General features: G+C 35.9%; 18 protein-coding genes and 1 pseudogene. 15 read left to right on the plus strand and 4 right to left on the minus strand.

Annotated features, from left to right (window positions below; translation table 11 throughout):
• The first annotated feature begins 2 nt into the window (after window positions 1-2).
• From ACQKNR_RS21530 to ACQKNR_RS21560, 7 genes are all read left to right on the plus strand, one after another.
• Window positions 3-791 carry an amino acid ABC transporter ATP-binding protein gene (locus ACQKNR_RS21530; RefSeq protein WP_427320412.1) on the plus strand — a complete coding sequence of 263 codons (789 nt, stop codon included), beginning with the start codon at window positions 3-5 and terminating at the stop codon, window positions 789-791.
• Between the two features lie 12 nt (window positions 792-803).
• Window positions 804-1,634, plus strand: a complete 831-nt coding sequence (gene glnH, locus ACQKNR_RS21535; protein ID WP_427320414.1) for a glutamine ABC transporter substrate-binding protein GlnH — start codon at window positions 804-806, stop codon at window positions 1,632-1,634.
• Between the two features lie 204 nt (window positions 1,635-1,838).
• The gene (locus ACQKNR_RS21540) at window positions 1,839-2,495 is read left to right on the plus strand and encodes an amino acid ABC transporter permease (protein WP_427320416.1); all 657 of its coding nucleotides are present in this window, start codon (window positions 1,839-1,841) and stop codon (window positions 2,493-2,495) included.
• Window positions 2,496-3,140, plus strand: a complete 645-nt coding sequence (locus ACQKNR_RS21545; RefSeq protein WP_427320418.1) for an amino acid ABC transporter permease — start codon at window positions 2,496-2,498, stop codon at window positions 3,138-3,140. It abuts the gene before it with no gap.
• A gap of 204 nt (window positions 3,141-3,344) precedes the next feature.
• Window positions 3,345-4,769, plus strand: coding sequence for an amino acid permease (locus tag ACQKNR_RS21550; protein ID WP_427320420.1), 1,425 nt, complete (start codon window positions 3,345-3,347; stop codon window positions 4,767-4,769).
• Window positions 4,747-5,124, plus strand: a complete 378-nt coding sequence (locus ACQKNR_RS21555; RefSeq protein ID WP_427320422.1) for an OsmC family protein — start codon at window positions 4,747-4,749, stop codon at window positions 5,122-5,124. Before ACQKNR_RS21550 ends, ACQKNR_RS21555 begins: the two co-directional genes overlap by 23 nt.
• Window positions 5,125-5,186: 62 nt before the next feature.
• Entirely contained in the window at window positions 5,187-5,621 is a 435-nt protein-coding gene (locus ACQKNR_RS21560) for an HIT family protein (RefSeq protein ID WP_427320424.1), read from the plus strand.
• Between the two features lie 21 nt (window positions 5,622-5,642).
• Here ACQKNR_RS21560 and ACQKNR_RS21565 read toward each other — a convergent pair whose 3' ends face one another.
• Window positions 5,643-6,584 carry a helix-turn-helix transcriptional regulator gene (locus tag ACQKNR_RS21565; protein WP_427320426.1) on the minus strand — a complete coding sequence of 314 codons (942 nt, stop codon included), beginning with the start codon at window positions 6,582-6,584 and terminating at the stop codon, window positions 5,643-5,645.
• A 108-nt stretch (window positions 6,585-6,692) separates the two neighbouring features.
• Here ACQKNR_RS21565 and ACQKNR_RS21570 point away from each other — a divergent pair, with 108 nt between their 5' ends.
• Window positions 6,693-7,217, plus strand: a complete 525-nt coding sequence (locus tag ACQKNR_RS21570) for a dihydrofolate reductase family protein (protein ID WP_427320428.1) — start codon at window positions 6,693-6,695, stop codon at window positions 7,215-7,217.
• A gap of 182 nt (window positions 7,218-7,399) precedes the next feature.
• On the opposite strand, the gene ACQKNR_RS21575 is transcribed toward ACQKNR_RS21570, so the two are convergent.
• Window positions 7,400-8,770 (minus strand): sensor histidine kinase, encoded by a 1,371-nt coding sequence (locus ACQKNR_RS21575; protein ID WP_427320430.1) that lies wholly within the window; start codon window positions 8,768-8,770, stop codon window positions 7,400-7,402.
• Between the two features lie 11 nt (window positions 8,771-8,781).
• Window positions 8,782-9,459 (minus strand): response regulator transcription factor, encoded by a 678-nt coding sequence (locus ACQKNR_RS21580; protein WP_427320432.1) that lies wholly within the window; start codon window positions 9,457-9,459, stop codon window positions 8,782-8,784.
• Between the two features lie 175 nt (window positions 9,460-9,634).
• On the opposite strand from ACQKNR_RS21580, the gene ACQKNR_RS21585 reads away from it, so the two are divergent.
• The 4 genes and pseudogenes from ACQKNR_RS21585 to ACQKNR_RS21600 all read left to right on the plus strand — a co-directional run bounded on the left by ACQKNR_RS21585 (window position 9,635) and on the right by ACQKNR_RS21600 (window position 13,351).
• Complete coding sequence (locus ACQKNR_RS21585) at window positions 9,635-10,882, plus strand: cell wall-binding repeat-containing protein (RefSeq protein WP_427320434.1); 1,248 nt, start codon at window positions 9,635-9,637, stop codon at window positions 10,880-10,882.
• A 157-nt stretch (window positions 10,883-11,039) separates the two neighbouring features.
• Window positions 11,040-12,491 (plus strand): annotated as a pseudogene (locus ACQKNR_RS21590) (SulP family inorganic anion transporter).
• Window positions 12,492-12,602: 111 nt separating this feature from the next.
• On the plus strand, window positions 12,603-13,025 hold the full coding sequence (locus tag ACQKNR_RS21595; protein WP_427320436.1) for a universal stress protein: 423 nt from the start codon (window positions 12,603-12,605) through the stop codon (window positions 13,023-13,025).
• Between the two features lie 209 nt (window positions 13,026-13,234).
• The gene (locus tag ACQKNR_RS21600; RefSeq protein WP_000834733.1) at window positions 13,235-13,351 is read left to right on the plus strand and encodes a DUF4027 family protein; all 117 of its coding nucleotides are present in this window, start codon (window positions 13,235-13,237) and stop codon (window positions 13,349-13,351) included.
• 128 nt (window positions 13,352-13,479) lie between these two features.
• Here ACQKNR_RS21600 and glpT read toward each other — a convergent pair whose 3' ends face one another.
• Window positions 13,480-14,829 carry a glycerol-3-phosphate transporter gene (glpT, locus tag ACQKNR_RS21605; RefSeq protein WP_427320439.1) on the minus strand — a complete coding sequence of 450 codons (1,350 nt, stop codon included), beginning with the start codon at window positions 14,827-14,829 and terminating at the stop codon, window positions 13,480-13,482.
• Window positions 14,830-15,100: 271 nt separating this feature from the next.
• Between glpT and ACQKNR_RS21610 the strand changes: the two genes are divergently transcribed.
• The 3 genes from ACQKNR_RS21610 (at window position 15,101) to rbsR (ending at window position 18,301) form a co-directional block, all read left to right on the plus strand.
• Window positions 15,101-15,559 carry a MarR family winged helix-turn-helix transcriptional regulator gene (locus tag ACQKNR_RS21610; RefSeq protein WP_427320441.1) on the plus strand — a complete coding sequence of 153 codons (459 nt, stop codon included), beginning with the start codon at window positions 15,101-15,103 and terminating at the stop codon, window positions 15,557-15,559.
• Window positions 15,560-15,578: 19 nt separating this feature from the next.
• A complete protein-coding gene (locus ACQKNR_RS21615) occupies window positions 15,579-17,192 on the plus strand; it encodes an MDR family MFS transporter (RefSeq protein ID WP_427320443.1) in 1,614 nt (537 codons plus the stop codon).
• 137 nt (window positions 17,193-17,329) lie between these two features.
• Window positions 17,330-18,301: a ribose operon transcriptional repressor RbsR gene (gene rbsR / locus ACQKNR_RS21620; RefSeq protein ID WP_427320445.1), complete on the plus strand. Its 972-nt coding sequence runs from the start codon at window positions 17,330-17,332 to the stop codon at window positions 18,299-18,301.
• Window positions 18,302-18,309 lie beyond the last annotated feature (8 nt).

An 18,309-nucleotide genomic window follows, 5' to 3' on the forward strand; every position in this document is an offset into this window, starting at 1 on the left:
TTTTGCCTATTTTTGAATATAAAAAGAATGTACATGCTTTGTTAGAGGAAGGGGGGAGTATGTTGATAGAGTTTCGTAATGTAAATAAATATTATGGTAACTTCCAAGTTTTGAAAAATATTAATGTGCAAGTGAAAAAAGGTGAAGTGGTAGTAGTTGTCGGGCCTTCAGGGTCAGGAAAAAGTACATTGCTCCGGTGTATAAATCAATTAGAGACAATTACAGACGGAGAATTAATTGTACAAAATACAGAGGTACACAATAAGAAAACGGATATGAATGAATTGCGCCGAAATATCGGGATGGTCTTTCAACATTTTTATTTATATCCACATAAAAAGGTTCTTCAAAATATTACATTAGCACCGATTAAAGTAAATAAAATTTCAAAAGAGGAAGCTGAGCAAACAGCGATGTTTTATTTAGAGAAAGTAGGAATTCCAGAGAAGGCTAATGTATATCCCCATCAATTATCAGGAGGGCAACAGCAAAGGGTAGCGATTGCTAGAGGACTTGCGATGCAGCCGGAAATTATGCTATTTGATGAGCCTACGTCTGCTCTTGATCCGGAGATGATTGGTGAAGTGCTTGATGTTATGAAAACGCTAGCTAAAGAAGGGATGACGATGGTCGTCGTCACACATGAGATGGGGTTTGCACGCGAAGTAGCAGATAGGATTTTATTTATGGATGCTGGCCAAATTATCGAAGATACAACACCAGCACAATTTTTTGCGAATCCTGAACAAGAAAGAGCTCGTTTATTTTTAAGCCGAGTGTTAAACCATTAAAGGAGGAATTTCATGCTTAAAATGAAAAAGTTGTTTACTTTAATTGTATTCTCATGTTTATTCGTGCTTGTCGTTGCTGGATGTGGAAATAAACAGGATGAGGCGAAGGAAACGAATACGAAGCAAGGCGGAGTTGTTGAGCAAATTAAGAAGCGTGGGAAATTAGTAGTTGGGGTGAAGAATGATACGAATTTATTTGGACTAAAGAATCCTTCAACAGGACAGGTAGAAGGATTTGATATTGATATCGCGAAGGCGCTTGCGAAAAAAATTCTTGGTGATGAAAAGAAACTAGAGCTGAAAGAAGTAACTTCTAAAACTCGTATTCCAATGCTAAAAAATGGTGATATTGACGCGATTGTTGCGACAATGACCATTACGGAAGAACGTAAAAAAGAAGTAGATTTTTCAGATGTATATTTCAAAGCAGGACAATCGTTACTTGTGAAAAAAGGAAGCAATATTAAGAGCATTGATGATGTGAAACAAGGCGTTAAAGTATTGGCTGTAAAAGGCTCAACGTCTACAAATAATATACGTCAAAAATCACCAGAAGCGACTGTATTAGAATTTGAAAATTACAGTGAGGCATTTACAGCGTTAAAAGCAGGTAAAGGTGATGTTTTAACGACAGATAATGCAATTTTATACGGAATGGCAAAACAAGATTCTAATTATGAAGTGGTAGGAAAGATCTTCACAGATGAACCGTACGGAATTGCAGTGCAAAAAGGTGCAGATGATTTAACGAAAGAGATTAATAGCTTGCTAAAAGATATGAAGGCAAGCGGAGAGTATGACAAGTTGTATGAAAAATGGATTGGGCAAAAACCAGAAAAGTAAAGTGAAACTTTAATCAGTGGGGGGGGTGTTCATCCCCCACTGATTATTAGCCCACACCAATCAGGCAGTTATCTCCCACCTAACTTCCTCGCATTCGCCAAATTTTGAGGTGGGAGTCTTATTGCACGTTACTGCGGGATAAATAACAAAAGTGAGAGGATGGGGGTACTCATCCTCTTCTTGTAAAGAAAGAGGGGAGAATATGTGCCTGATTTTTCTATATTAACGAATAACATTGATATGTATTTAGAAGGGTTTAAATATACAGTTATGTCTAGTGTAATCGCATTAATAGGTAGTTTTATTCTAGGAGTAGTTTTGGCGGTAATGCGCATTGCACCGATTCGTATTTTAAATTGGGTGGGATCTGTTTTTGTAGAGTTTATAAGAAATATTCCACTCGTATTAATCGCATTTATATTCTATTTTGCTTTACCTGTAATAGGAATTACGTTAAATGGCTTTGTAGCAGGAACCGTTACGCTTACGATATACACTGCAGCATTTATTGCAGAAGTAATTCGCGCTGGTATTTTATCAGTTGCGAAAGGGCAAATGGAAGCGGCGCGCTCTTCCGGATTAACGTATGTGCAAGGAATGTATTATGTTGTCTTACCTCAAGCTGTGAAAATCGTAATCCCCCCTTTAGGAAACCAATTTCTCAATTTAGTTAAAAACTCCTCAATACTCGGAATTATCGCTGGTACTGATTTAATGTATCAAGGGGACTTAATTTCAACGAAGACGTTTGTTACGTTTGATGTATATATATTTGTCGGGATGTTTTATTTAATATTAACAATTCCCCTCAGTATGCTAGTGCGTTATTTAGAAAAACGCTTGGCAAAGGAGGCGGTGTAAATGGATTTTAAGGGAGCAATAACAGGTGATCATATTCTCTTTTTACTAAAAGGATTACTCATAACGTTAGAGGTAGCACTCGTAGCCATTGTACTTAGCTTTATCATTGGTAGTGTAATAGGAATAGTGCGCTACACGAAAATACCTGTCGTCTCACAAATATTAGGCTTTGTCGTTGAAGTGATTCGAAATTTACCGCTACTTTTAATTATATTTTTTACGTATTTTGCGCTTCCAGAAGCGGGATTGAAGTTAGAAATTATAACAGCTACAATCGTTGCTTTAACAATATTTGAAGCTGCAATGATATCTGAAATTGTTCGGAGTGGTCTATTGTCTATTGAAAAAGGGCAGATTGAGGCCGCAAGATCTTCAGGATTGACGTATGTTCAAGCGCTCTGGCATATTATTTTGCCGCAAGCATTAAGAAGAATGGTTCCGCCGCTTGTTAGTCAGTTTATTTCATTACTAAAAGATACATCGCTAGCAGTTGTTATATCATTGCCAGAGCTTATGCATAATGCACAAATTATTAGCGGACAAAATGTAAATTATATGATTCCAACGTTTATATTAGTGGCTTGTATGTACTTTATAGTGAATTATAGTTTATCAATTTTATCGAGAAGATTAGAGATTCGCTAACCCTTACAATATACGTGAGGGTTTTTCCTTTTTTAACCTTATTTTCCTCTAAATAGCATCTTAATCTTACAATAATTCGATTTTTTATATTGTTTTATCAGAAAAGTGTTAATTTTATATAGAAATTGTAATCGCTTTCGTGTATATTTTTATTATCAGAAAATTTTAACAAGATATAGGGGTATTTGTAGGGGGAGGATTTAGATGCAGCAACCAACGAATGAGAAATTACATCGTACGATGAAGAGTAGGCATTTATTTATGATCGCACTTGGTGGTGTAATCGGGACTGGTTTTTTTCTAGGTTCAGGTTATACCATTAATCAGGCTGGACCAGGGGGGGCCATCCTTTCATATTTAGTGGGCGGATTTATTATGTATTTAACAATGCTTTGTCTTGGAGAGCTAACGGTAGCAATGCCAGTTTCAGGATCTTTCCAAAAGTATGCGACAAAGTTTATTGGACCAGGAACGGGCTTTATGATCGGCTGGCTATACTGGCTTGGCTGGGCAGTAACAGTAGGACTAGAATTAACGTCGATTGGTTTAATGATGAAAAGATGGTTTCCAACTGTCGATGTTTGGGTATGGTGTCTCGTATTTGGAGTTATTTTATATGCTTCAAACGCTATCTCAGCGAAAAGTTACGCTGAATTAGAATTTTGGTTCTCTAGTATTAAAGTAATCACAATTCTTGCATTTGTTGTTCTTGGTGGTAGTGCATTATTAGGATTTATATCATATGATGGAAAAGAAGCGGCACCTCTTTTCTCTAACTTTGTAAGCGATGGCGGACTATTCCCGAACGGGCTAGCTGCTGTACTCCTTACAATGATTACAGTTAACTTCTCATTCCAAGGAACAGAGTTAATCGGGATTGCAGCAGGAGAGAGCCAAGAACCTGAAAAAACAATTCCACGTGCAATTCGTAATACAGTATGGCGCATTATGTTATTCTTCATTTTAACAATGACAATTTTAGTAGGATTAATTTCTTGGAAAGAAGCAGGCGTAATTGAAAGTCCATTCGTAGTTGTATTTGATAAAATTGGTATTCCATATGCAGCTGATATTATGAACTTCGTTATTATTACTGCTTTATTATCTGTAGCGAATTCAGGATTATATGCGGCAACTCGTATATTATGGTCACTTTCAAATGAAGGAATGGCACCAACTTCTTTCAAGAAAATAAATAAACGTGGTATTCCAATTACAGCGCTAGTTGTAACGATTGCTGTTGCGGCTTTATCTCTATTAACAAGCTTCCTTGCAGAAGATACAGTATATATGTATTTATTATCTATAGCTGGTTTATCCGCTGTTTCGAGTTGGATCATTATTGCTTTATCGCAACTTCGCTTTAGAAGTCAGTATATAAAAGGCGGAGGAAAGTTAGAGGACTTAAAGTATAAAACACCGTTATATCCAATTGTTCCAATTTTAGCTTTAGTTACAAATAGCATCGTTGTTATTAGTTTAGCATTTATTCCTGAACAACGAATGGCGTTATATTGTGGTATTCCATTTATCATTTTCTGCTATATATATTATTATATTAGTAAGAAAAGGAAGAAACCGATGAAAGTGGAGATGGACACAACGTATGAAACTAACAATCAAGCATGATGATATAGAGGCAGATTTATCGTACGGTCAATTAGCGATTGGAAAAGAAAACGGGTATTCACCGTTACAATTACTCGTTTCTTCCATCGCGGGATGTAGTGCAATTGTCTTTCGAACAATTTTAGAAAAGAAACGTATTACATACGATACGTTTACAATTGAAGCTGAAATTGGGAGAAGTGAAGCTTTATCGAAACCAGTTGAAAGTGTTCATTTGCACTATAAAATTAAAGCGGAAAACATTACAGAAGAGCAATTAAACAAGGCACTGCAACTTGCAGTGAAGAATTGTACGATTGTTCAATCTGTAAAAGATAGTATAAAGGTTACGGAGACAATTGAATTAATAAGGTGAAATGTAAAAACGTGAGAATAGGGCGCTCACGTTTTTATGTTTTTAACAGAGGGGGAAGTATTATGAAATGTTTAGGATGTAAATTAGCAAATGAAGAGGAAAAAATATATAAAATATATGAGGATGATTATGTAACGTGCTTCTTAGATCATGCGCCTTTTTACCCAGGACATATTTTAATTGTGCCAAAGCAGCATGTTTTAGAAGTAGACGAATTAGATGATGCTGTAGCAAGATCAATTATGGATGCTTCTAAAATTATTACAAAAGCGATTAAGTTAGTATATAAACCTGACGGAATTACAATTTGTCAAAATGGTGGAATCTTTAACGAGTTAACACATTACCATATGCATGTCGTACCAAGATATAAAGAGCGCTCGTTTGCTGAGTTTTATACGGTACAACCGGAGGAAAAGCAGAATCATAACTTTGAAGAAACAAAAACATTGTTAAAAGACGCGATAGAGAAAATACTGCATACTGAAAAGGCGTAAGAGGAATTTTCTTACGCCTTTCTAGTCTCCATACATATTTAAAACCTCTTTCGCACGTATACGTAAACCATCTATTAATTCTTTCGGTTCTAAAACTTTTGCATCTTTTCCAAGCCTATAAAATAAAGGGGTAATAAAATTGACTTCACCTTTATCAATTGTTGAATTTATATATCCTGTCCCATCTTCGTTTACTACAACGAACTCTTCAAGGTAAGGAACGCTTTTACATTGGCGCACGCCTTCTGTAGTTAGTAAAACATGTAACTGAGTAGGAATGGTTATTACGTTAGAGTTAGAGGCAAACCATTCTTCTAAATTCATGAATGTATCTTCATTTTCTTCCATTGATAATATAGAAAGAATACGATCGACGCGATACAGTAATACTTTCTTTCTACTAAAATCATAGGATGGCAAATACCATAAACCGTCGTGAGCATATACACCGATAGGATGAACATGTTTTATTTTTATCCCCGATTTAGATTCATATTGAAAGTGTAAATTTTTATTTTCAATAGCCGCGGTTAATACTTCGTTTAAAAAAGGTGTCTTAATTGCCCTCTTCGGATTCCAAAAAGCGATATAAGAACGTATTTTATCAACTTTAGTTTTCGCATCATTTTGTAGAGAGCTATACAGTTTATGAGTAACGGAATTGATTTCTGTATTAAAAGGTAAATTACGATAGTAGCTTAAAGATTGAAAGGCAAAAAAGATGGAGACCGCTTCTTCTTCGGTAAATAAAATAGGGGGAAGCATGCTGTTTGTTAATACTTTATATCCGCCATTACGACCTTGTTCAGCGTAAATGGGTAATCCCATATCACTTAAATCTAAAATATATCTATGGACAGTACGAACGGAAATATTAAATTCATCAGCTATTTCTTGAGCTGTAAATGTTTTTTTCGCAGAAGCAAATATAAGAATGTCTAATAAACGTTTTGCTTTTGACAAATATATCACCTTTTTTCTTGTTTAACATGACATGAATTGTCATGTTTTATTGTTAGTATATTGCTTACATCATAATTTTATCAAGATGAGACGCAAGGAGGAAAAGATATGTCACGTGAAATTGTTTTATTTATTGCAGCGAGCTTAGATGGATTTATTGCGAAAGAAGATGATGATTTACAATGGTTAATGGAAACGGAAGGAGAGGGAGACAACGGTTATACAGAAATGTACGAAACAATTGATACAATAATCATGGGAAAGAGAACGTATGATTATGTGATAGAGCATACGGAAACATTCCCGTACTTAGATAAAAAATGTTATGTTTTTTCTAATTCTGAAAAAGTTTCAAACGAACATGTAGAGTTTGTAAATGAAGATGTAGTGGAGTTTACAAAAAGGTTAAAGGCGCAGGAAGGATCAAAAATATGGATGATCGGTGGAGGGAGTCTACTGAGAGAGTTCTTTAAGAATAATCTAATTGATGAATATATTGTTACGATTACACCTCATATATTAGGTTCTGGCATTCCATTATTTAAAGAAAAGAATCCACAAATTGATTTAACTTTAACGGATACGAAACGTTTTGGGCAATTTGTAAATTTATATTATAAGGTAAAAGGATAAAAACACGACTATTGATGATAGTCGTGTTTTTATCCCGCTATTTGTGGGCAGTAAAACTCCCACCTCAAAATTCAGGTGGAGCAAAGAAGTTAGGTGGGAGGTCAACTGCCCGTAAACGCCCGATTGGTTCAACTAATAATCAGTGGGAGATGAAAAAACCCCCCACTGATTAAAGTTTCACTTTATATAGATGGCAATGAAATTGTAAAACAAGATCCATGATCAATCTCACTTGTTGCAGTAATATTTCCGCCGTGTAGTTCTACAATTTCTTTCACGATAGAGAGTCCTAAGCCAGTCCCGCCTGTAGCTCTGGAGCGTGCTTTATCAACACGGTAAAAGCGTTCAAAAATATGAGGGAGATCTTCAGGGGGAATACCTTCGCCTTCATCCTCAGTTTTGATGGAAATACGTTTATGTTCTTCTGTAACAGAAATATTGATATGAGAATCTTCCTTGGAATGTCTATAAGCGTTATTTAAAATGTTCACGATAACTTGTTCGAAACGTTGTTCATCTAAGTTTACTAGCAGGGAAGGAGGACAAGTAAAAGAAACCTTAACGTGTCTTTCCTTATACATGGCGTTTACTTTTTCAGTTATACGAGTAAGAAAAGAGTGTAATTGAACTTCTTTTACTTCGATAGAAAAGCTATGTTTCTCCATTTGTGCAAGTAAAAATAAATCTTGAACTAAGTTTGTAATGTAATCAGACTCATCTTTTATAATAGATAAATATCGCAAACGTTGCTCAGGAGGGGTGCTTTCTTTTAATGCAATGTCCGCATAACCTCTTACGTATGTTAAAGGTGTTCGTAATTCATGAGCAACACTAGCTAGAAATTCACTTCTTTCCGTTTTCATATAATGTAAATCATTTGCGAGAGCTTGAATAGATGATGCTAGTTCACCAATTTCATCATTTCGAGTAGTCGTTAATGAAACTGATAAATCGCCTTTACTCATCTTTTCAGTGGCATGTTTCATGTGTAACAAAGGCTTTGTTAATAAACGAGATAATAGAAAAATTATGATGACTGTTAGTAGAAATGTAATGATACCAGCAATAATGAATTGTTTCGTTAACCCGTTAACCATTTCTTCGATTGATTCTGTCCCAAGAAACATGTACACATAGCCTTCATGTTTTCCAGCCACTATAATGGGGCTAACTGTACAAATATAATTAGATGTTTTCCAATGATTTTCTATAATCGCTCCGTTATGGTCTGTTCGAGTTTGCATTCTACTAATATGATCTTTTATAGTCGTGTTTATTTCGTTTGATTTGGCTAGTACTTCTTTATTTGCATTTGTAATAACAACAGTTGTTTCAGCCTCGGATTCCATTAATGCAACGTGAGAGATTGTTTGCTTGTCATAATATTTTTCAAGTACATCTCGATGACTGTTTCCTCGTTTTAGTAAAGCAGTCATTTCTTCATTTACTCTATTGTTTACAAGGCTATAATAGAGCAAAACAAAGAGGACACTTTCGATTAAAAGTGTAACAATTAAAAAATAAAATCCGAATTGAATAGAAATTCGCTTCATTGTTTCGCTCCTCAATATTCGGTATCAACCCATCGATAACCGACTCCGTACACAGTTTTTAAATGATAATCAATTGGGAAATTTCTTTTTCGCAATTTATCACGTAAATTACGAATATGTGAATCGACTGTGCGATCTTCTGTATTTGTATTGAATCCCCAAATTCGTTCGATGAGCTGATCACGGCTTAATACGTAATTCACATGGCGTAAAAATAATCCGAGTAAAGAAAATTCGATTGGTGTAAGAAGGAGTTCTTCATTATGTACAGAAACGAAGTGCTTCGCCTCATCCCATAAAATACCGTGATATTGGATTTGCTTATGTTCATTTGTGCGCCTTAAAACAGTTTCAATTCTTGCGAAAAGCTCCTCTTCATGGAAAGGTTTCGTCACGTAATCATCTGCTCCGAGTTTTAATCCTTGAACGATATCTACCGTTTGATCACGGGCAGTTACCATAATAATAGGAACGTTACTAAACGATCTAATCCTTTTGCAGGTTTCCCATCCGTCCATTTTTGGCATCATAATATCGAGCAAAACAAATTTAAAGTTTCGATTTTCTATATGTAAAATAGCTTCTTCTCCTGATGTCGCACATATGCAGTTATATCCAATTGGAGTCAGATAAAGTGTTAATAATTCAAGCATTCTCGGTTCATCGTCTACGAGAAGTATATCAATCATAGAGAGCCCTCCATATTTATAATCGTTACTTAAAGTGTAATGCAAAATCATGAAGAAATGGTGCAGATTATGATGCGTCTGCATAATTTCTTCAGAATTGCTTGTTATTGTGTAGTTGAAATTTCATTTTAGGTAATCATATTGGCTCGAAAATGATTAATACGGAGGCGGTATAGTGAAAAAAACAACTCGGATTTTGGGAGTAACGATAATTACAGCAGTCGGTCTTGCGGCATGTGGGCAAACGAATACAGATCATAAAAACCATGAATCTACAAAAGAGAAGAAAACAGAGCAAAAGGAAATGAAAATGAATCAGGAGATAACTGCGCCGAAAGAAATGAATACAGGTGCCTCTAATGACTTATTAACGACAAGCTTAAAAAATGTAACGAGGTTAAATACAAATGATCCGCTGCGAATGGCAGTATTAACTTCGCAAACGATATGGTCAGCAACCCATAAGGAGAATCAACCAGGCGCTGTTATTTTAGTGCCAGTGAATGAGTGGCAATTAGGTATTGCAAGTGCGGATCTTATTCATCATCCGAATAATGGGCCGATTTTATTTATAGAAAAAGAAGTGGTGCCGGAAATGACGTTAAAAGAAATAAAAAGATTAAATCCTCTCGGAACGAAAGATGGAACGCAAATTATGGTGATGGGGGATGTAGGGGCATCTACGCTTGAGCAATTAAAAGATTATAAAGTAAAACAAATAAAAGAAACGGACCCAGCTACATTTGCAAAAGATGTTGATAAAGAATACGCCGATATAACAGGGAGCTATCCAAATAGCGTTATTGTCGGTTCGTCTGAAGAAGAAGGGCGTTTATATACAACACCAGCTGTAAATTGGATTTCTCATATGCCTGAACCTCTTCTATATGTAGAAAAAGACAAGGTGCCAGAAGCGACAATTCAGGCGTTAAAGATGAGAAAAGATAAAGCGAATATATATGTGTTAGGACCAGAAAAAATTGTTTCAAAAAAAGTAGAAAAAGAGTTAAGTAAATACGGGAAAGTAACGCGTATTAGTGGGGAAACTCCGACAGAGAATTCAATTGCGTTTGCGAAGTTTAAAGATGAAAAAACAAAATTTGGCTGGGGGTTTACGAAACCAGGTCACGGTTTGTCATTTGTTTCAAGTAAAACACCAGAATTAGCAATTGCGGGAGCACCTTTTTCACATATGGGTAAACACGCACCTGTTGTACTGTTAGAAGAAGGCAAAGTTTCACAACCAGTGTATGAATTCCTAGCTAGCATTCAGCCAAAGTTTAAAGATGATCCTACACTTGGACCTTATAATCATGGTTTCCTGCTAGGAGGTATTCGTGATATTTCATTTGAAATGCAAGGAATATTAGATGAGAGGTTAGAGATTGTGCAGGAAAGTGGGAAAGGTCACGGAGGACATTAATGAAAGGAGAAAAGGCACTACTAATGTAGCGTCTTTTTCTTTAGGAAACTTTTACATAGCACAAATCTCTCTACTCGTTATATAATAGCCCTCGTGCAGTCGGCCCTGATTTTCTTATGGGGAAAATCAAATTATAAAAGAGTAGAGGAGTGGTACTTTGTTTCAAACGATAAAAAATGACTGGTTTTCTAATGTGAAAGGGGATGTGTTATCGGGTATTGTTGTTGCTTTAGCATTAATTCCAGAAGCAATAGCTTTTTCTGTTATTGCCGGTGTAGATCCGACCGTTGGATTATATGCAGCCTTTTGAATTGCAGTTACAATCTCGTTTGTGGGCGGAAGACCTGGGATGATTTCAGCTGCAACAGGTGCAATGGCATTATTAATGGTGACGCTTGTGAAAGATCACGGTTTGCAATATTTATTTGCTGCGACAATATTAACAGGTATTGTCCAAATTGTTTTTGGTGTGTTTCAACTTAGTTCATTTATGAAGTTTGTCCCTAAATCGGTTATGAGTGGTTTTTTAAATGCACTTGGGATTTTAGTTTTTACAGCGCAATTACCGCATTTTAAAAATGCAACTTGGCAAATGTATGCACTTGTCGCATTAGGACTTGCAATTATATATTTATTTCCACGTATTACGAAGGCTGTTCCGTCTACACTTATTTCAATTATTATTGTGACAAGTATTGCACTTATGAGCGGATTACAATTGCGCACAGTAGGAGATATGGGAAGTTTACCGGAAAAGTTGCCGTTCTTTAGTATTCCTGATGTGCCATTTACATTAGAGACCTTAGGGATAATTTTACCGTACGCAGTTATGCTTGCAGTCATTGGTCTACTGGAGTCATTATTAACAGCTTCGGTTTTAGATGATATGACACATACAGAAAGTAATAAGCACAAAGAAGCACGTGGGCAAGGGATTGCGAACATCGTTGCTGGATTTTTCGGAGGAATGGCAGGATGTGCAATGATTGGACAATCTGTTATTAATATTAAATCAGGTGGACGAGGTCGTTTATCAACATTTGTAGCGGGCGGATTTTTAATTGTATTACTATTCGTTTTAGGTGATTACGTTGTTCATATTCCGATGGCAGCTTTAGTTGCCGTTATGATTATGGTTTCAATCGGAACGTTTGATTGGAATTCTGTAGCAACACTTCATAAGGTACCAAAAGGGAATGCGTTCGTCATGATCGTAACGGTTGTCGTTGTTCTTATCACCCACAATCTAGGATTAGGCGTAATTATCGGGACAGTAATTAGTGCCGTTTTATTTGCATTCAACATGGCAAAGATTCACGTGAAACATTTATATATTGAAAATAAGAAAATATATGAAATTCATGGTCAACTTTTCTTTGCATCTACGGCAGATTTTATCAATACTTTTTCATTTGATGAAGATGTAAAAGAAATTGAGATGAACTTTACTCATGCACATATATGGGATGATTCAGCGGTAGCAGCAATCGATAAAGTTATCATGAAATATGAACAAAGTGGTGTGAAAGTAAGGATAACAGGATTAAATGAACGTAGTTCGAAGCTTGTTACAAATTTAGCGGCTTATAATAAAAGGGTTGCTGGTTAAAGGATTACAATCTTTTCATTTTATATCGTTAGTTAGCCCCCTTTTTGAAAGACAAAAAAGGGGGCTTTTGTATTATAATACGAGTAGGATAATGAAAAGGGGATTCAGCATATGTACAAACAAATTATATTAGCATGTGATGGTTCTGAACATGCACTTCGGGCAGCGGAGCATGCAACACATATTGCGAAATTTAACGGAGAAACAAATGTTGAAGTGGTATATGTAGTAGATAATAGAACAGCAAAATCAGATATTATACAGGGACAAACAGATTTGGAAACAATATCAGCTAGTCGAAAAGATAAATTAAAAGAGATCGAAGGATTATTAAAGAAAGAGAAAATTTCTTACAAAATTACGATTCTGCATGGAGATCCTGGAGATACGCTCGTTCAATATGTAAATACAGGAGATATAGATCTTGTAATCGCTGGGAGTAGAGGATTAAATACATTGCAAGAAATGGTACTTGGTAGTGTAAGTCATAAAATAGCAAAACGAGTGAAGTGCCCAGTAATGATAATAAAGTAAAATGAATTGTAACGAAACTAAGACCTTGATATAGTCGAGGTCTTTTTTTTATGTATAAATATTGTTACTGTGTGGAAATACTAGATATATAAGTTAAAAAAATGTTAACTTACAAATTTGTAAGTTTGTTGTCAGAGAAATCGATGTTATGAAATTTTTCCCATTGGTAAAATAAGAGTATCAAAGGGGATATAGGGAGGATGGAAGGTATGAAATCATTTCAAAATTTGTCATATAGTCAAGGGGTAAGCTTAATTTGTTTAGGGGGATTTGCTGCATCTGTTACGTTAGCTGTATTAATAAAGGTATTTCATCAAATTTTTTAATTTTATAGTAGGGAAGGAATTGGTTGTTATAACTAGTAAGAAAAGTGATGTAAATAAAGAATAGCTCTTAGCATGTATGTAAATGCTAAGAGCTATTTTTATGTTTGTTTTTACATAGAATATTTTGTTTAAGCTTGTTTTGATTTTGCCGATCCTGTATTTAAAGTAAGGGCAAGGAAGAACATTGCAAGTACGCAAGATACAAGTAATAAAATGAATCCGCCATCCCATCCGAAAGCATCCACGATAAAGCCCATAGCGGCACTAGCGAAAGATGCTCCGCCTAAGTAACCGAAGAAGCCAGTTAAGCCAGCTGCAGTTCCAGCAGCTTTCTTTGGTGCTAAGTCAAGAGCGTGTAGACCAATTAACATAACAGGCCCGTAAATTAAAAATCCAATTGCGACAAGTGCGATGCTATCAACCATTGGATTACCAGGAGGGTTTAGCCAATAAACAAGAACTGCGATAAATACACCAACCATAAATAAAATACCAGCAGGTGCTCGGCGTCCTTTAAATAGTTTATCACTCATCCATCCGCAAAGAAGCGTACCTGGAATACCAGCCCATTCATATAGAGCGTAAGCTGTACGTGAGCTACTATGAGTAAAGCTTTTTTCCTCTACTAAATAAGTAGGAGCCCAGTCTACAACGCCATAACGTACGAAATATACGAAAACATTCGCGATAGCGATGTACCATAAAAATTTATTGTTTAGTACGTATGTAAATAAAATTTCCTTTACCGAAAGTTCGCGTTCACGATCTTGTACTTTTTCATCTGGTGGATATTCTCCAGTATGTTCCTCGATAGAAGGTAATCCGCAAGATTGAGGTGTATCTCTCATCGTAATTAATACATAAATACCAACTAAAATTGAAAGAATACCTGGGAAGTAAAAAATACTCTTCCAGTCATTTGCAAAGAAATATAAGCCTAATGTAACGAGAGAAGGCATAAGCGCGCCACCGACATTATGAGCGACGTTCCAAATAGACATTTTTGTACCACGTTCACTAATAGAGAACCAGTGAACCATCGTACGACCACAAGGAGGCCATCCCATACCTTGCACCCATCCATTTAAAAACTGAAGTACAAACATAAGTATAATGCTCGTTGTAATGAAAGAAAATGAGCCGAAAATAATATTAATGATACCTGATAAAAATAGCCCAGCTGCTAAAAAGTAGCGAGGATTACAACGGTCGGATACGATACCCATAAGAAATTTACTTAATCCGTAAGCGATAGATACTGCTGAAAGGATAACCCCAAGTTCCCCTTTACTAAAGCCTTGTTCGATTAAGTATGGCATTGCTAGTGAAAAGTTTTTTCGAACAAAGTAGTAACCTGCATAACCGATGAAGATACCTAAAAATACTTGTAAACGCAATTTACGGTATTCGCTATCAACGCGATCAGCTGGTAAGCGTTCTGCGTGGGACGCAGGTTTAAATAATTGTGTGAGAAACATAAAATGAAAATCCTCCCCTAATTAATTGGAAGCGTTTAAGACAGAGAGAATATAAAAAGGCCATGAAATATAAAAAAGTTCCCTTTTTTATGATTCATAGCCGTATACTCCGATTCTCCGTGACTGTCAATATTAACTTCGACGAAAATTATACAACTTTGTGACAAAAATGTAAACGTTTTTATGAATAAAGGGTGTTGACGGATTTTATTTTGGGGATTAATATTTAAATACGTTAAATATTTTAGTGTTTAAATAAGAGGTGGATAACATGCCAAATGATATGATGCATATCGATAAAATTCAAGCTCTTGCCTTTTCGATTGGAAAGAAAATGCAGACGGAGTTATTAGAACAAATGCAAGCAACAGGACTTACACCACCACAGTTTTATATTTTAAAGATTTTAGATCATTATGGAGCCTCAAGAGCGACAACATTAGCACAAAAGATGTATGTAAAGCCTAGTGCAATTACAGTGATGATTGACCGCTTAATTGATCAAGAACTTGTAGAACGCTATCATGACAAAAATGATCGTCGTGTTGTCATCATTGAGTTAACTAAAAAGGGAAAAGCTAGGGTAGAAGAGGCAATGACCGCTCGTAACGAGCATATTGCAAAATACTTCTCACACTTAGAGTTGCAAGAAAGAGAAGATTTGTTACGCCTCTTTGAGAAGTTAGAAACAATTATTTGCGGGACACAAGAGAAAAAAGAGAATAACTAAGAGGAATTGAGGAGATTACATGGAGCAACAAGAAAACCAAAATCGAAAGTTGTTGTTAATCGGTTTAATTATCGCGATGCTATTTGCTGCATTAGATGGAACAATCGTCGGTACAGCAATGCCGCGTATCGTTGGTGAATTAGGCGGATTAAGCTTAATGACGTGGTTAACAACAGCTTATATGTTAACATCAACGACAGTTGTACCAATTGCGGGTAAATTAGCGGATTTACTTGGACGTCGTAACGTATATATAACAGGGCTAGTTATCTTTATGATTGGTTCGGCTTTATGTGGTATGGCAAATGGTATGACAGAATTAATTATTTTCCGTGGTATTCAAGGTCTTGGTGGCGGTATTATGATGCCAATGGCTATGATTATTATCGGAGATATGTTCACGGGAAAAGAACGTGCGAAATGGCAAGGTATTTTTGGTGCATTATACGGTCTTGCTTCTGTAATTGGACCACAAGTTGGTGGTTGGATTGTAGACGCAGTGAACTGGAGATGGGTATTCTACATTAACTTACCAGTTGGTATTTTAGCAACAATCTTTATCGCAATGGGATTAAAATCACATAAGCAAACAGGACCAATTAAAATTGATATCGCTGGAATCTTTACGATGATTCTCGGTGTTGTAAGTTTATTACTTGCGTTAACGTTTGGCGGAAAAGATTACGCATGGGATTCTTGGCAAATTATCGGTTTATTTGCACTAGCTTTAATTGGTATCGTTAGTTTTGTTATCGTTGAAACGAAAGCTGAAGAACCAATTTTACCGATGCATTTCTTTAAAAATCGCACATTTACATTGCTGAATGCGATTGGATTCTTTATGAGTATCGGAATGTTCGGTGCGATTATGTTCGTACCATTCTTCATGCAAGGTATTGTAGGAGTAAGTGCAGCTGAATCAGGAACGATTATGACGCCAATGATGATTACAATGATTGTGATGAGTATTATCGGTGGGCAACTTGTATTAAAAGTTGGTGTAAAACCACAAATTATCACAGGTATGCTTATTATGGCTGGTGGCTTCTGGTTATTAACAACGATGGATATGCACACAACGAAGCTGACTGCTACTTCTTACATGATGGTTATCGGTTTAGGAATGGGTCTTGTTATGCCAACATTAACATTGGCGTTACAAGAAAGCTTCCCGAAAAAAGATCTTGGTGTCGTAACATCATCAAGTCAATTCTTCCGTCAAATTGGGGGAACATTCGGTATTACAATTTTAGGATCAATTATGAATAACACTTCAGGTACAACATTATCAAATAAATTAGTACCTGTATTAGATACATTCCCGAAAGAAGCGGGACAAATGGTAACAAAATTTAAAGATATGATTCATACAGACCCACAAGGTTTATATTCGATGCTATTTAGTCCGGAGGCATTAAAACAAATGCCAGAAGCATTCGCTAACAGCATTGTACCAATTTTGAAAAATTCTTTAGTAGACTCACTTCATACTGTATTCTTAACAGGATTAGTATTTATCGTAGTAGGTGCTATCTTTACGATTTTCTTACAGAAGATTAAACTGTCGGATCGTAAAAAAGGTGCTGAAGAGCCTGCTGTAGAAGAAAAAGAAAAAACTGTATCATATTCGTAATGAAGAAGCATCGCCTTATGGCGATGCTTTTTTGAGTATAACCTTAAAAGCTTTTTAATGAGAAATGATTGACGTATTTTTAGAAATAGGTTATATTATCTTCTGTAAACGGTTACATGAAATGAGGAGAAAATAGAATGAGTACGATTAAAGACGTTGCAAAATTAGCAGGGGTATCTGTTGCGACCGTTTCCAGAGTGTTAAATAAAAATGGATATGTTCATGAGGATACATTAAAGAAAGTAGAGCGAGCGATTGAGATGCTAGATTATAAACCTAGTACAGTAGCGCGTTCTTTATACAATAAAAAATCTCGTTTAATTGGCTTAGTCGTTCCAAACATTGTGAATCCATTCTTTCCAGAAGTTGCACGTGCCGTAGAAGATGTAGCACATAAACAAGGTTACACAGTTGTCCTTTGTAACTCTGATGAAAGTTTAGAAAAAGAGAAACAATACATTGATGTACTTAGACAAAATAATGTAGATGGATTTATTGTAGCAACGAATCCACAAAATAGTGTCAATTACATGAATTTATCTGTTCCAGTCGTTGCGATTGACCGTATGTTTAATGAGCGTATTCCTACTGTATATGCAGATAACTATGCAGGAAGTCAGGCTGCGACAAGGTTGTTAATAGATAAAGGATGTAAACATATTGCCCATATTCGCGGGCCACGTGATGTAAGTACAGCGAATGAGCGTTTTGAAGGTTTTGTAGACGTTATAACTCAAAATAATCTTTCGTATATGATTGCAGAGAGTACATTTGATCCAGGTAATAGTGAGCGTGTAGCGATGGAATTGTTAGAAGAATACCCGCATATTGATGGTATTGTTGCTGGAAATGATTTAATTGCGATTGGTATCGTAAAGGCTGCACTTCAAAAGGGAATTTCTATTCCAGACGATTTACAAATTATCGGATTCGATGGAATTTCTTTAACAGAAATGATGTATCCATCTATTACAACTGTTGCACAGCCAATATATGAAATGGGGAAAATTGCAACAGAGTTGTTGTTAGAGCAAATGGAAGGAAATGCATTAGAAGAGAAACACTATCGTCTACCGATTGAAATTATAGAACGAAATACAACGAAGTAAGGAGATGA

It is taken from the genome of Bacillus sp. NPDC094077 (assembly GCF_050279465.1).
Lineage (GTDB): Bacteria > Bacillota > Bacilli > Bacillales > Bacillaceae_G > Bacillus_A.